The sequence below is a fragment of the Streptosporangium sp. H13245 genome (genome assembly GCF_055690525.1).
Map to the genome: position 1 here is coordinate 116669 of NZ_JBSZKT010000009.1, position 12504 is coordinate 129172.

Annotated in this window: 15 protein-coding genes; 4 read left to right on the forward strand and 11 right to left on the reverse strand. The window is 71.0% G+C overall.

Annotated features, from left to right (window positions below; all coding sequences use genetic code 11):
* Positions 1-58: 58 nt before the first annotated feature.
* Positions 59-667 carry an NAD(P)H:quinone oxidoreductase gene (gene wrbA, locus ACW9TB_RS17370; protein WP_472749063.1) on the forward strand — a complete coding sequence of 203 codons (609 nt, stop codon included), beginning with the start codon at positions 59-61 and terminating at the stop codon, positions 665-667.
* Between the two features lie 76 nt (positions 668-743).
* Here the strand turns inward: wrbA and ACW9TB_RS17375 are convergent, their stop codons facing one another.
* The 11 genes from ACW9TB_RS17375 to ACW9TB_RS17425 all read right to left on the reverse strand — a co-directional run bounded on the left by ACW9TB_RS17375 (position 744) and on the right by ACW9TB_RS17425 (position 9267).
* The gene (locus ACW9TB_RS17375; protein WP_472749064.1) at positions 744-2126 is read right to left on the reverse strand and encodes a serine/threonine-protein kinase; all 1383 of its coding nucleotides are present in this window, start codon (positions 2124-2126) and stop codon (positions 744-746) included.
* Entirely contained in the window at positions 2113-3174 is a 1062-nt protein-coding gene (locus ACW9TB_RS17380; RefSeq protein ID WP_472749065.1) for a LacI family DNA-binding transcriptional regulator, read from the reverse strand. Before ACW9TB_RS17380 ends, ACW9TB_RS17375 begins: the two co-directional genes overlap by 14 nt.
* Before the next feature lie 48 nt (positions 3175-3222).
* Entirely contained in the window at positions 3223-3777 is a 555-nt protein-coding gene (locus ACW9TB_RS17385; protein ID WP_472749066.1) for a GNAT family N-acetyltransferase, read from the reverse strand.
* 248 nt (positions 3778-4025) lie between these two features.
* Positions 4026-4355, reverse strand: coding sequence for a DUF2516 family protein (locus ACW9TB_RS17390; protein WP_329089733.1), 330 nt, complete (start codon positions 4353-4355; stop codon positions 4026-4028).
* A 168-nt stretch (positions 4356-4523) separates the two neighbouring features.
* On the reverse strand, positions 4524-5000 hold the full coding sequence (locus tag ACW9TB_RS17395) for a hypothetical protein (protein WP_472749067.1): 477 nt from the start codon (positions 4998-5000) through the stop codon (positions 4524-4526).
* Between the two features lie 3 nt (positions 5001-5003).
* Positions 5004-5534 carry a helix-turn-helix domain-containing protein gene (locus ACW9TB_RS17400; RefSeq protein ID WP_472749068.1) on the reverse strand — a complete coding sequence of 177 codons (531 nt, stop codon included), beginning with the start codon at positions 5532-5534 and terminating at the stop codon, positions 5004-5006.
* Between the two features lie 148 nt (positions 5535-5682).
* Positions 5683-6606 carry a M56 family metallopeptidase gene (locus ACW9TB_RS17405; protein WP_472749069.1) on the reverse strand — a complete coding sequence of 308 codons (924 nt, stop codon included), beginning with the start codon at positions 6604-6606 and terminating at the stop codon, positions 5683-5685.
* Positions 6607-6975, reverse strand: a complete 369-nt coding sequence (locus tag ACW9TB_RS17410) for a BlaI/MecI/CopY family transcriptional regulator (protein WP_472749070.1) — start codon at positions 6973-6975, stop codon at positions 6607-6609.
* A 61-nt stretch (positions 6976-7036) separates the two neighbouring features.
* A complete protein-coding gene (locus ACW9TB_RS17415) occupies positions 7037-7567 on the reverse strand; it encodes a GNAT family N-acetyltransferase (protein WP_472749071.1) in 531 nt (176 codons plus the stop codon).
* An 84-nt stretch (positions 7568-7651) separates the two neighbouring features.
* Positions 7652-8527 carry a class I SAM-dependent methyltransferase gene (locus ACW9TB_RS17420; RefSeq protein ID WP_472749072.1) on the reverse strand — a complete coding sequence of 292 codons (876 nt, stop codon included), beginning with the start codon at positions 8525-8527 and terminating at the stop codon, positions 7652-7654.
* Positions 8528-8529: 2 nt separating this feature from the next.
* Entirely contained in the window at positions 8530-9267 is a 738-nt protein-coding gene (locus tag ACW9TB_RS17425; protein WP_472749073.1) for an SDR family oxidoreductase, read from the reverse strand.
* 108 nt (positions 9268-9375) lie between these two features.
* Here ACW9TB_RS17425 and mshA point away from each other — a divergent pair, with 108 nt between their 5' ends.
* The 3 genes from mshA (at position 9376) to ACW9TB_RS17440 (ending at position 12430) form a co-directional block, all read left to right on the forward strand.
* Positions 9376-10659: a D-inositol-3-phosphate glycosyltransferase gene (mshA, locus tag ACW9TB_RS17430; RefSeq protein ID WP_472749074.1), complete on the forward strand. Its 1284-nt coding sequence runs from the start codon at positions 9376-9378 to the stop codon at positions 10657-10659.
* Positions 10660-11022: 363 nt separating this feature from the next.
* The gene (locus ACW9TB_RS17435) at positions 11023-11502 is read left to right on the forward strand and encodes a type III secretion system chaperone family protein (protein WP_472749075.1); all 480 of its coding nucleotides are present in this window, start codon (positions 11023-11025) and stop codon (positions 11500-11502) included.
* Between the two features lie 184 nt (positions 11503-11686).
* The gene (locus ACW9TB_RS17440; protein WP_472749076.1) at positions 11687-12430 is read left to right on the forward strand and encodes a phosphoglyceromutase; all 744 of its coding nucleotides are present in this window, start codon (positions 11687-11689) and stop codon (positions 12428-12430) included.
* The last annotated feature ends 74 nt before the right edge of the window (positions 12431-12504 follow it).

Sequence of the window (12504 nt, forward strand, 5' to 3'; positions counted from 1 at the left end):
ATTCCGAGGAGTTGTGTCGTCCTACTGCTGGGACGAACGCTAAGGAAGGAAACCGATCATGGAATCCGTGAACGTCGCGATCATTTACTACAGTGCCACAGGTACCCTGCACGCCCTGGCGCAGGCCGCCGCCGAGGGCGCGGAGAAGGCGGGCGCGCACGTGCGGCTGCGCAAGGTCGCCGAACTGGCCTCACCGGAGGCGATCAGCGCCAAGCCCGCCTGGGCCCAACACCTCCAGGACACCGCCGACGTCGCCGAGGCCGACCTCGACGACCTGGCCTGGGCCGACGCGGTGCTGTTCGGTACCCCCACCCGCTTCGGCAACCCGGCCAGCCAGCTCAGGGCGTTCATCGAAACCACCTCCGCCCTGTGGTTTCACGGCAAGCTCGCGAACAAGGTGTACTCGGCCTTCACCGCCTCCAACACCGCCCACGGCGGGCAGGAATCCACCCTCCTGGCGCTGGGGAACACGTTCTACCACTGGGGTGGCATTATCGTGCCCCCCGGCTACACCGACCCCATCCAGTTCCAGTCAGGCAATCCCTACGGCACCTCCCACGTGGTCGGCGACGGCCCGCCCGGTGACGTGACCCTGCAGGCGGCCCGTTACCAGGCCCGCCGCGTCGTCGACGTCGCGGGCCTGCTCAAGGCCGGCCGCGCCGCCTGATCCGGCACGGAACACCAACGGGGTTGGTACGGCACAGGACGGCCGGCCGCTCTTGGTCGTATGTTTCATGACCCTTCTAACCGGTCAGTGCGATCGACACATGCAGGAGCTGGGCCTCCAAGGCGTGGCGGAAGTCGTCGGGCAGCGAGCCCTCCCGGTTGCGGGAGGCGATCTGTCCTCGGATCCGGGTGAGGTCGCGGGAGTCCCAGACGCTGCTGGCCATCACCTGCCGCAGGTCCAGGGCCACGTCCGAACGGATCCTGCCCTCGTCCTCCCCCTTCGCGAGCACGGCGTTGAAGCGCCGTACGCTCTGGTTGAGGTTCGGGTCGTAGGAGCGGATCGCCTCCGCCCTGGGCGCCCGTTCCGCCGTGTGCCCACCCCGTTCGCGGGGGGCGGTGACGGTGACGGTGACCGAGGGGGAGGAGCTCGGTTCGGGATGGGCGGTGGCGGGGTCGAGGAGCGTGGGCGGTGCCGTCCCGCGCCCCTGCGGACCGGCCAGCCGGTCGTCGTCGGGACCGGAGATCAGGCTCCACACCAGGAGCCCCGCGAGCAGCGCCGTCACCGCCGCGACCAGTGTCCAGCGCGCCAGCTCGTTCCCGTCTTTCGAGGGGACCGGTGCCCTGAGGGCCGCCGTCAGGCCCTCGGCCACCTCCTGCGCCTTGGGCCTGGCCTCGGGCCGGTGTGACAGGCAGACCTGGCAGAGCGCGCTGATCCGCGCGGGCATCCCCGGCACCTCCGCCACCGGCGGCGGCCCCTCCCTGCGGACGTTCTCGATCTCCTCCCAGGTCCGTTCCGGATACGGGGGATCTCCGGTGAGCATCTCGAACAGCAGCACGCCCAGCGCGTACACATCGCTCGCCGGGTCCGCGACCGTACCGGTCAGCCGCTCGGGCGCCACGTAGGGAGGCGTCCCGTAGTCGGAGGCCCGGTCGTCGCCGTCCTCGCCGATGAAGGCCGCGATGCCGAAGTCGAGCAGCTTGGCGCCGGTCGAGGTCAGCAACACGTTCTCGGCGGTGACGTCCCGGTGCACGATGCCCCGCTCGTGGGCGGCGGCCAGCACGGTGGCCACCCTGGCGGCGATCGCCGCCGCCTCCGCCCACGGCAGCGGGCCCTCGGTGACCCGGTCCGCCAGCGGCCGCCCCTCCAGCAGGCGCATCACCACGTACGCGGCCAGGCGACCGTGCGAGGTCACGGTCTCCCCGTAGTCGTAGACCTCGATCGAGTCGGGGTGGATGAGGCGCGCGGTGGCACGCGCCTCCCTGCGGATCAGCTCGCGCTCCCCCCGGTCGACGCCCAGCTCGCCGTCCAGCAGCTTGACGGCGACCATCCGCTGGAGCGACTGGTCGAAGGCACGCCAGATGACACTCATGCCACCCCACGCGATCCGCTCAAGCAACAGGTACCTGCGGGTGAGCACATCTCCCGCGCGAAGCCCGACGTACTGGTCAGGCCGACTCACGGACCACCAGCTCAGTGGGGAGGACGGGATTGTCGCGGGGAGCACCGGCCGAGCTCATCGAGAGCAGCAGCAGCCGGGTGGCGAGCGCGGCGAACTCCTCCACCGGCTGACGGACGGTGGTGAGCGTGGGAGAGGTCCGCCGGGAGGCGGGGGCGTCGTCGAACCCGATGACGGCCACGTCCTCCGGCACCCGCCGCCCGGCCCGGCGCAGGGTCTGCAGCGCGGCGGCGGCCATCACGTCGGAGGCGGCGAAGACCGCGTCGACGTGTGGCATCCTGCGCAACAGCCACTGCATGCCGTGCACGCCCGACGCGTGGCTGAAGTCGCCGTACGCGACCGGCACGCCCGTCATCCCGGCCAGGGCGAGGGTCTGCAGGAACCCGTCCAGCCGGTCGCGGGCGGCCGGGAGGGCGGGTGGGCCCGCGATGACGCCGATGGACCTCCGGCCGCCGAGCAGCAGGTGTTCCGCCGCCTGCCGCCCTCCGTCGCGGTTGTCCATGTCGACGTGGGGGAGGTCGATGCCGTCCGGGGGACGGCCCGCACTCCGTACCGGAATGCCCGAGGCGGCGAGGGTCACCACGAGCGGATGCCGGTCGCGCGCCGCGATCAGCAGGACGCCGTCGATGCCTCCGGCGACGAGCGGCGGCGTGGCGATGGTGGAGGTGGCCGCCGTGGCGGTCATCACGGCGAGGGGGACGCCGTGCCCGGTGAGGACCTCCTCCGCGGCCGTGATCATCCGCGCGTAGAACGGCTCGGTGAACAGCCGGTGCGCGGGTTCGCAGACCACGATGGCCACGACCTGGTCGGATCGGCGGCCGGAGCCGCCACGGGGAGCGCGATGCCTTACGTAACCGAGACGCGATATTGCGTCATGCACCTGCCTACGAGTCGATGTGCTGACTCTGACTGAACCGGTGAGTACCCGGGACGCGGTGGCGGGGGATACCCCTGCCTCTGCTGCGACCTGGGCAAGTGTGGGTAGATCGGCCATAACTTCCTCCACACCAAGATGCCGCACAGGTGGGAGCGCTCCCACTGAACCTAGCATTGTTTCGGGAGTGTCAAAAGATGTTTCCGAAAAATCACCATATGTATGTCAAATTTCCCTGACAACCCAGTCAGGGGCAAGTATCGACATGATTACGGAGTCATACCATTCCCCGTTTACGCGCAGCGCGTCCCGGAGGACGCCCTCCTGGACGAAGCCGATCTTGCGGTAGACGTGCGCGGCCCGCTCGTTGAAGGCGTAGACCTCCAGGCCCACCCGGTGCAGCGGCGTGGTGCGGAAGACGTGGTCGAGGGTGAGCCGGATCGCCTCGGTGCCGTAGCCCTTCCCGTACGCCCGGGGGCCGATCAGCGCGATGCGCAGGTTGCAGGAGAGATTGTCGGCGTCGAGCTGGTTGAGCACGATCTCGCCCACGTAGGCGTCGTCACCGGCGGTGCAGATCGCCAGGTCCAGCCGGTCGCGGAGGTCGCCCCGCGAGCCGTACCAGACCTTGACCCCCTCGTAGTCGGGCTTGCCGTGCGAACCGGTCAGCCGGACGGTCTCGGGGTCGTTGACGAGCTCCCAGAGGCCGTCCACGTGCTCGGGGCCGACCGGCCGGAGCGTCACGTGCTCTCCGGGGAGCGTGGGCTTGCGCGCGAACATCATCCGGCGTGTCTACCGGCCGGGACCCCGCCAGGCAAGCCGACCGCCCCGGGACCGGGTCACCGGGGTCCGTGTGGACTCCGGTCGCCTCGGTGGCGGGTCACCGGGGTCCGTGCGGACCCCGGCCGTCCTGGGAGTGGGTCACCGGGATCTGTGCTTGATCGTCTCGGCGCCGGGTCACCGGGGTTCGTGCGGACCTCGACCGTCCGGGGGGCACAGGGGGGTCTGTGCCCGATCGCCTCGGAGCCGGGTTACCAGGGTCCGTACGGCCCCTGGTTGCCGCCGCCCTTGCCGATCTCCCGCACGGCGGGACGCACGTCGGCGAGGTAGATGCCCGAGGCGATGACGGACGCGATCGTGAAGATGCTCAGCACGCTGAGGTACTGCACCGCGGCGGCGAAGCCGAACAGCGCCGCCAGCCCGAGGATGACCAGCCACAGATTCTTGGTCTGCTTGCCGGTGACCGCGAACGCCCGTGCCGGGGTCTTCACCGCGTGGACGAGCGCCCAGCCCGACAGCGCGAACACTCCGACGGCCAGGATCCAGAAGACCAGGTCCAGGGCACCGTGGATTTCGATCATCGTCTCTCCAGAACGTTCGCCTCGCCGGTCTCCCTCAGCCTAATGCCGAAAGCCCGGTTCGCGGTGTCCTCGGCCCGTACCGGCCGGGGTTGACGGCCTGCCCCCGGACGCAGGAAGGCCCGCCCCCGGAGGGGCGGGCCGTGGAACCGGGGTCCGCGAGGACCTCGCTCAGCTCCTGGTGGTGCCGGACCTGGTGGTGCCGGACCGCGTGGTGCTGGACCTGGTGGTGGCGGGCTTCGTGGTGCGGGTGCTCTTCCTGGGCGTCCGGGCGGCGATCGCGGGCTCGGCGGCCTCGGAGACCTCCTCCAGCTCCAGGGCGATCTCGCCGCTGGTCTTGGAGACGACCTTGCGGCCCCGGTTGGCGAACTCGTCGTACAGCTCGTTGGCCCGGCCCGCGATGTGGTCGGCGTAGTCGCGCGCCTTCACGGGGAAGTCCTTGGCGTAGTCTTCGGCCTTCCCGGCGAGCTGCCTGGCCCTCTCCGGGAGGTCCTTCGCGGCCTCGCGGATCTCCTCGCGGCGGCCCTGCAGCTTCTGGATCTGCTCGGGAAGCTCAAGGAGCTTCTCGACGGCGAAGTCTCCGGCCCCCGCGACGGCGTAGAACGGCTTGGACTCCGCCAGCTTCTTGACTTCGGAGGTGATGGGCATGGGTTAACCTTCCTTGGTTTCCTTGGTGATGTGGCCGTTGCTCTGGGGGGCCGCGTAGGGCTTCAACGCGGTGAGGTATTCCCCGGGGAGCGGCACCTCGTCGTCAGACGGGGAGTCCGCGTCACCCCGCCGGGGCTCCGGTGCGAGGGGCGCATTCTGGGAGGTCTGCGCGTCGTCGTCCGGGGCCTCGGCCTGGTGGTTCTCCTTGCGGAACGACTCGTAGATGTCGATCAGCACCTGGCGCTGGCGCTCGGTGATGAGGTGGTCGGCCCTGATCGCGGTCAGCACGTCGCTGTCCGGCTCGCGCTCCTCGATGAGGCCCGCCTGGACGTAGAGCGCCTGCGACGAGATGTGCAGGCCCTTGGCGATCTGGTTCAGGATCTCGGCGCTGGGCTTGCGCAGCCCGCGCTCGATCTGGCTCAGGTAGGGGTTGGAGACCCCCGCCGCCGCGGCGAGCTGTCGCATGGAGATCTTCGCGTGCGTGCGCTGCTCGCGGATGTACTCACCGATGGAGCCGACCTTGGGTAGTGCCATGTTTCGAGTCTGCCGCACCGTGCTTGCTATTGCAAACACGTTGGCTAACACTTGCAAGCACTTTGGGGTGATTTTGGCCATAGCTGGACGAAACCGGCCAGATCTCCAGGGCGAGACCCTGATTCGGCATACGGACCGTTAAGGCGGGTCAGTACGGGACGAGCCAGAGCAGCGGCGCCGACGACGTCAGCACGACGGAGAAGGCGACGATGGCGTAGCGGACCCCGCGCGGCAGGACCGGGACCGGGTTCACCAGGCGCTCGACCCTGGCCATCACGGCGGCGGCGGAGTTGGCGGCGCCCAGCGCGCCGTGCGGGGCCGGGACCGCGCCAGCCGTGCCGAAGCGCAGCAGCGCGGTCGCCAGACGGCGCGCGGAGCAGCCCCGGCGGGCGACGTCGTCGGCGGCCATCTCCACCAGCAGCCCGACCTCGCCCTGGGCGTCCCTGACCACGCGCGACCAGGGCAGCGCCCTGCGCAGCGCGGCGAAGGGCAGCAGCACCAGGTCGTGCCGTTCGCGCACGTGGGCGGCCTCGTGGGCGAGCACCGCGCTCAGCTCGGCGGACGAGAGCAGCTTCAGCGCCCCCTCGCTGACCACCACCTGGGAGCGCAGGCCGGGCACGCAGTAGGCGGTGGCGCCCGGGTGGTCGAGCACCCGCACGCCGGGGACCACCGGGTCCTCCCTGGCGACCAGGGCGAGCAGGGTGCGGTGGCGGTGACGGGCGCGGAAGGTCTGCGCGCCCGCGGCGAGGAGCACCAGGATCAGCACGGCCAGCGCGGTCAGCCCCGCGACGAGCGCGAGGATCCTCGGCATGTCGTACGGCCTCGGGAGCCCCTGCCCGCCACCGAACGCGGAGATCGCGAACTCGTGCAGGCCGTGCAGCACGCCCTCGCCGTAGGGCTCCAGGGCGTATCCCAGCAGGGCGCCGGTCCCGGCCAGGCCCCAGGTGACCCCGAGCGCCTGCCACAGGACGATCGCCACGTGCGGGGCGCGGTAGGTCCATCGCGCCCGGGTGAACCGCCAGGCACCGACCGCGCAGGCCAGGGCGAGGGTCGCCAGGGCTGCCGCGGTCATCTACTCGTCCTCCAGCTCCTCCTCAAGGTCCGTCAGGGCCCTGCGCAGGATGTCGGCTTCGGTGCCGGTGACGGCCTGGGCGAACCGGGTGAGGGCCGCGGACCGGTCACCGGTCAAATCCAGCGCCTCCAGCATAAGCTCCGCGACGTAGGCGTCGCGGCTCTCCGCCGGTGCGTACCGCCACGCGCGCCCGTCGCGGGTGCGGAGCAGGAAGCCCTTGCGGGTGAGCCGGTCGAGCACGGTCATCACGGTGGTGGGCGCCAGGTCGCGGTCGGCGATGAGACGCCCGACCTCCCGCGCCGTCACAGGGGATGGCTGTGCCCAGATGATGTCCATGATGCTGCGTTCAAGCTCGCCGAGACCCTTCACGCATCCAAGCCTAACTCCCGCACCACGAGGGGTAGTACTACGGGTTGTCGAGTGACGTGTGTCACAGGTGTCTGACCATGTAGATCTCGTCCCGGTCGTCGCCGGGGGCGAGGCGGATCGCCCGGGGGATCCGGCCCACCTCCACGTACCCCAGACGGCTGTAGAAGCCCTCGGTCCCGGTGCCGCCTCGGACCGTCAGGTGCAGCGCCTCCACGCCCAGGTCGCGGGCGGCGTCGTCGGCGGCGCGCATGAGCAGCGTCCCGTAGCCCCGGCCCTGGTGCTTGGGGTCGACCATCACGCGCCACACCCAGCGCCAGTGGGCCCGCAGCCACGAGTTCCCGTCGCCCAGGACCAGCCAGCAGGCCACCCGGCCCTCCGCGTCGAACCCGGCGAGCAGGTGGTCGGGGTTGTCGCGGGCGGGGTCGCAGGCGGCGAAGGTGGCCGCCGCCGTCTCCGCGATGTCGCCGGAGGTGACCGGGGGGACGAAGCCGACCGACCCTCCGGCGTTGACCACCTCTGTCCAGCACTCGATGAGTTCCCCGGTGAGCGCGGGGGTGAGTTCGGGGTCCACCACGAACCGCAGTTCTGACATGTGCCGACTTTACCAAATATATGGAGACAACTTAGGGTTGCCTTACCAAAGTCTCCGGGTCGTCCCGGGCCCACCACGGAGCGATCACCTTGGGGCGACCGCGTCCCAGGGAAGGGTGATCTCGCCGAGCCGCCAGCGCGACCGCCCGCCCAGCGGGGGCCGCTCGGCCAGCGGCCAGGTCCCGGCCAGCGTCTCGGCCGAGGCGATCCAGCGCTGCCGGGAGCCGTACGGGCTCAGCGGGGCGTTGACCGCCCAGGCGCGATCGAAGTCGCTCAGGAACGCGTGGATGGGCTCGCCGGGGACGTTGCGATGGATGAGTGTCTTGGGCAGCCGGTCGGCCAGGTCCGAGGGGCGCTCGAAGGAGTCGAAGCGGGCCGAGAGGGTGAGCGTCCTGGGCCCCGAGCGGTCGAGCCCGGCCCAGACCGCGCGGTGCCCCACCTCCGAGCAGGTGCCCTCGACGATCATCCCGCCCGGCGCGAGCCGCTCGGAGAGCATCGCCCAGTACTCCCACGCCCGCGCCTCCCCGTACTGCCGCAGCACGTTGAACGCCCTGATCAGCAGGGGTGGCCGCGCCACCGGCAGCTCGAAGCCGCCCAGCGTGAAGGACAGGCCCGGCCGCTCGTACGGCTTGGCCGCCGCCACCCTGGCCGGGTCGATCTCGACGCCGACGACCTCGACCGAGGGGCAGATCACGCGCAGCCGCAGGAACATCTCCAGGGTCGTGGTGTGCGAGGCCCCGTACCCGAGGTCGACCACCAGCGGGCGGACGGCGGAGCGCAGCGGGCGGCCGTGCGCGGCGGCGATCCAGCGGTCGGCCCGGCGCAGGCGGTTGTGCCCCGTGGTCCCCCTGGTGATCTCCCCTACCGGTTTCCCCGCCGGGTTCGCCGTCGGTCTCCTGGTCGGCTTCCCCGTCGGGTTTTCCGCTGGGCTCCCTGTCGATCTCCCCGTTGGCTTCGGCACGGTCAGACGCGGTGGACCTTGTGCTGGGCGGCCTGGGCCCGGGGGCGGATGACGAGGCGGTCGATGTTCACGTGGGCCGGGCGGGTCACGCACCAGGCGATGGCGTCGGCCACGTCGTCGGCGGAGAGCGGGTCGGGCACGCCCTCGTAGACCCGTCCGGCGGCGGCGGAGTCGCCGCGGAAGCGGTTCAGCGAGAACTCCTCGGTGTGGACCATCCCCGGGGCCACCTCGACGATCCTGACCGGCTGCCCGACCAGCTCCAGCCTGAGCACCTCGGTCATCGAGGTCTGCGCGTGCTTGGCCGCGTTGTAACCGCCGCCACCCTCGTACGAGACGAGCCCGGCCACCGAGGTCAGCATCAGCAGCACGCCGTCGCCCGACGCGACCAGTTTGGGCAGCAGCGCCTGGGTGACGCGGAGCGTGCCGAGCACGTTGACGTCGTACATCCGCTGCCAGTCGGCGACCTTCCCGCTCGCCACCGGCTCCAGGCCGATCGCGCCCCCGGCGTTGTTGACCAGCACGTCGCAGCGGTCGAGCGAGGCGGCCAGCTCGTCCACCGACTCCTGCGACGTCACGTCCAGGGTGACCGGGCGGACACCGGGCACCTCGGCGGCCAGCTCGTCGAGCCGCTCCCTGCGCCGCGCCGCGGCCACCACCTCGAAGCCCTCGGCGGCGAGCCTGCGGGCCGTCGCCTCGCCGATCCCGCTACTGGCCCCTGTCACCACAGCTGTCCTCTTCATGAGCCCCCATCCTGCCAGGAGCCGCCGGAACCGCCCCGCCCGGACCTGAAGCGGGCTGTGTGTCGGGAATGTTGCGGATTATCCGTTGGTTGAGCCCTCTCGGAGGTGGTGTCGGTGAGGCGCCGACGGGTCAACCGAGTCGCGACGATCAGCATGCACACGTCCCCCCTGGACCAACCGGGGACCGGGGACGCGGGCGGGATGAACGTCTATATCGTCGAGGTGGCGAAACGTCTGGCCGAACTCGGGGTGGAGGTGGAGATCTTCACCCGGCAGACATCCCGGGATCTTCCACCGGTCGCGGAGATCGTCCCGGGCGTCTCGGTCCGACACGTCACCGCCGGGCCGTACGAGGAGCTCGACAAGGGCGACCTGCCCAGCCAGCTCTGCGCCTTCCTGTCGGGCGTGCTGCGCACCGAGGCCATGTACGAGCCGGGCCGCTACGACGTCATCCACTCCCACTACTGGCTCTCCGGCCAGGTCGGCTGGCTGGCCAAGGAGCGCTGGGGCCTGCCGCTGGTGCACACGATGCACACCATGGCCAAGGTGAAGAACCTCCTGCTCGCCGCCGACGACAGGCCGGAACCGGCCGCCCGCGTACTGGGCGAGCAGCAGGTCGTGGACGTCGCCGACCGCCTGGTGGCCAACACCCCGACCGAGGCCAGGGAGCTCGTCGAGCTGTACGGAGCCGTCCCGGCCCGCGTCGAGGTCGTGAATCCCGGCGTGAGCCTCAGGGTCTTCCAGCCCGCCTCCCAGGGCGCGGCCCGCCACCGGCTCGGGCTGCCGCAGGACGCCCACGTGCTGCTGTTCGTGGGCCGGGTGCAACCGCTGAAGGCCCCGGACGTGCTGCTGCGCGCCGCGGCCAGGATGCTCATCGACGACCCCTCGCTCAGGTCGAGGCTGGTCGTCGCCTGCGTCGGAGGCCCCAGCGGCAACGGCCTGGCCAGGCCCTCCTACCTCACCGACGTGGCCGCCTCGCTGGGGATCTCCGACGTGGTCAGGATCGTTCCCCCCGCGCCCCAGCACGAGCTGGTCGACTGGTACCGCGCGTCCGACGTGACCGTCGTCCCCTCCCACAGCGAGTCGTTCGGCCTGGTGGCCCTGGAGTCCCAGGCCTGCGGCACCCCGGTCGCCGCCGCGTCCGTGGGCGGGCTGCGCACCGCCGTACGCGACGGCGTGTCCGGGGTGCTCGTCGAGGGGCACGACGCGCACGACTGGGCGCGGGTACTCCGCCGGTTCGTCTACGAGCCCGCCTGGCGGGAGACGCTGTCGGCGGGCGCGGTGGCCCACGCGGCGGCCTTCGGCTGGTCGGCCACCGCGGCCCGGCTCGCGGACGTCTACGCCGGGGCGATGGCGAACCTGCACCGGGTCCCGATCGCGGTCAACTCATGAAATATGCGTGTCCGGTCGGTGAGGCACTCATGAAACGCACGTGGACGGCCGGTGAGACCCGCCCGTGAAATGTGAGTGTCCGGTTGGTGAGGCATTCATGAAATGCGCGTGGACGGCCGGTGAGACCCGTCCGTGAAGTGTGCTTCGCCTGACGGGATCCGCCCCGTGAGGCGCCCGTGAAATGTGCGTGTCCGGTTGGTGGGGCATTCGTGAAACGCACGTGGCCGCCCGGCGGGGCCCGCCCGTGAAGCGTGAAGTGTGCGTCGCCTGACGGGAGCCACCCCGTGAGGCGCTCGTGAAATGCGCGTGAGCGCCCGTGAAGCGGGGCGGGCCGTTCGTGAGGCCCGCTCGTAAGCTGGGCCCATGCGCGAAGTGATCGAGGCGGCGCTGAAGAGCGCGGACGCCTCCTACGAGCAGCCCCGGCCGGGCGCCTTCCTGGTGAGGCTCCCCGGCCAGCACAAGCTCGCCACCATGACCTGGCTGATCGTCGGCGACCAGGCCCTGCACGTGGAGGCGTTCTTCTGCCGACGGCCCGACGAGAACCACGCCGAGTTCTACCGCTGGCTCCTCACCAAGAACGGCTCCATGTACGGGGTGCACTTCGCCCTCGACCCGATCGGCGACGTCTACCTCGTGGGCCGCGTCCCGCTGGACGCGGTCACCGACGAGGAGATCGACCGCCTCCTCGGGTGCGTGCTCACCTACTCGGACGAGAGCTTCGACCGCGCCCTGGAGCTGGGCTTCGCCTCCTCGATCCGGCGCGAGTGGGAGTGGCGCGCCAAGCGCGGCGAGTCGCTCGCCAACCTCCAGGCCTTCGCCCGCTTCGCCGACCCCGAGCGCTGAGGACGCCGCTTCGGGCGCTGGGGGTCGGTTCTGAGGTGCCGGGACCGGTCCTGATACGGCCGGGGGCCGGTTCTAATACGGCCGGGGGCCGTTCTGATACGGCCGGGGCGGTCACCTCGCCGGGCGGTCCCGCGACGGGCGGAGCGCAGGAGACGTCAAGCAAGCGCCCACTAAGCTTGTCGGCATGTCGACTTTGGTGCTGCTTCGGCACGGTGAGAGTGAGTGGAACGCAAAGGGTCTGTTCACCGGATGGGTGGACGCGGGGCTCTCGGCCAAGGGCGAGGAGGAGGCGCGGCGCGGCGGGCGGCTGCTGCTCGACGCGGGGGTGCGCCCCGACGTGGTGCACACCTCCCTGCTGACCAGGGCGATCCAGACGGCCAACCTCGCGCTGGGCGCCGCGGACCTGCTCTGGCTCCCGGTCTCCCGGTCCTGGCGGCTCAACGAGCGCCACTACGGCGCCCTCCAGGGCAAGGACAAGGCGCAGACGCGGGCCGAGTTCGGTGACGAGCAGTTCATGCTCTGGCGCCGCTCCTACGACGTCCCGCCGCCCCCGATCGCCGACGACGACGAGTTCTCCCAGGCCGGTGACGCCCGCTACGCGCTCCTGCCGGGCGAGCTGATGCCGAGGACCGAGTGCCTCAAGGACGTCGTCGAGCGCATGCTGCCGTACTGGTACGACCAGATCGTGCCCGATCTCGCGGCCGGGAGGAGCGTGCTGGTCGTCGCGCACGGCAACTCGCTCCGGGCACTGGTCAAGCACCTGGACGGGATCGGCGACGACGAGATCGCCGGGCTCAACATCCCCACCGGCATCCCGCTCCGCTACGAGCTGGACGCCGACTTCCACCCGGTCACCAAGGGCGGTCAGTATCTCGACCCCACCGCCGCCGAGGCCGCCATCGAGGCCGTCGCCAACCAGGGCAAGTAGCCCCCCGGTTCGCCGGAACGCACGGAACGTACGAGAAAAGAGGGAGGGCCCGCCGGATCCGGCGGGCCCTCCCT

What these genes read in the sequence shown, in the direction of transcription:
- wrbA (WP_472749063.1), top strand. Translation starts at nt 59, where the DNA reads ATGGAATCCGTGAACGTCGCGATCATTTACTACAGTGCCACAGGTACC.
- ACW9TB_RS17380 (WP_472749065.1), bottom strand. Translation starts at nt 3,174, where the DNA reads ATGCTAGGTTCAGTGGGAGCGCTCCCACCTGTGCGGCATCTTGGTGTG.
- ACW9TB_RS17385 (WP_472749066.1), bottom strand. Translation starts at nt 3,777, where the DNA reads ATGATGTTCGCGCGCAAGCCCACGCTCCCCGGAGAGCACGTGACGCTC.
- ACW9TB_RS17390 (WP_329089733.1), bottom strand. Translation starts at nt 4,355, where the DNA reads ATGATCGAAATCCACGGTGCCCTGGACCTGGTCTTCTGGATCCTGGCC.
- ACW9TB_RS17395 (WP_472749067.1), bottom strand. Translation starts at nt 5,000, where the DNA reads ATGCCCATCACCTCCGAAGTCAAGAAGCTGGCGGAGTCCAAGCCGTTC.
- ACW9TB_RS17400 (WP_472749068.1), bottom strand. Translation starts at nt 5,534, where the DNA reads ATGGCACTACCCAAGGTCGGCTCCATCGGTGAGTACATCCGCGAGCAG.
- ACW9TB_RS17405 (WP_472749069.1), bottom strand. Translation starts at nt 6,606, where the DNA reads ATGACCGCGGCAGCCCTGGCGACCCTCGCCCTGGCCTGCGCGGTCGGT.
- ACW9TB_RS17415 (WP_472749071.1), bottom strand. Translation starts at nt 7,567, where the DNA reads ATGTCAGAACTGCGGTTCGTGGTGGACCCCGAACTCACCCCCGCGCTC.
- ACW9TB_RS17425 (WP_472749073.1), bottom strand. Translation starts at nt 9,267, where the DNA reads ATGAAGAGGACAGCTGTGGTGACAGGGGCCAGTAGCGGGATCGGCGAG.
- ACW9TB_RS17435 (WP_472749075.1), top strand. Translation starts at nt 11,023, where the DNA reads ATGCGCGAAGTGATCGAGGCGGCGCTGAAGAGCGCGGACGCCTCCTAC.
- ACW9TB_RS17440 (WP_472749076.1), top strand. Translation starts at nt 11,687, where the DNA reads ATGTCGACTTTGGTGCTGCTTCGGCACGGTGAGAGTGAGTGGAACGCA.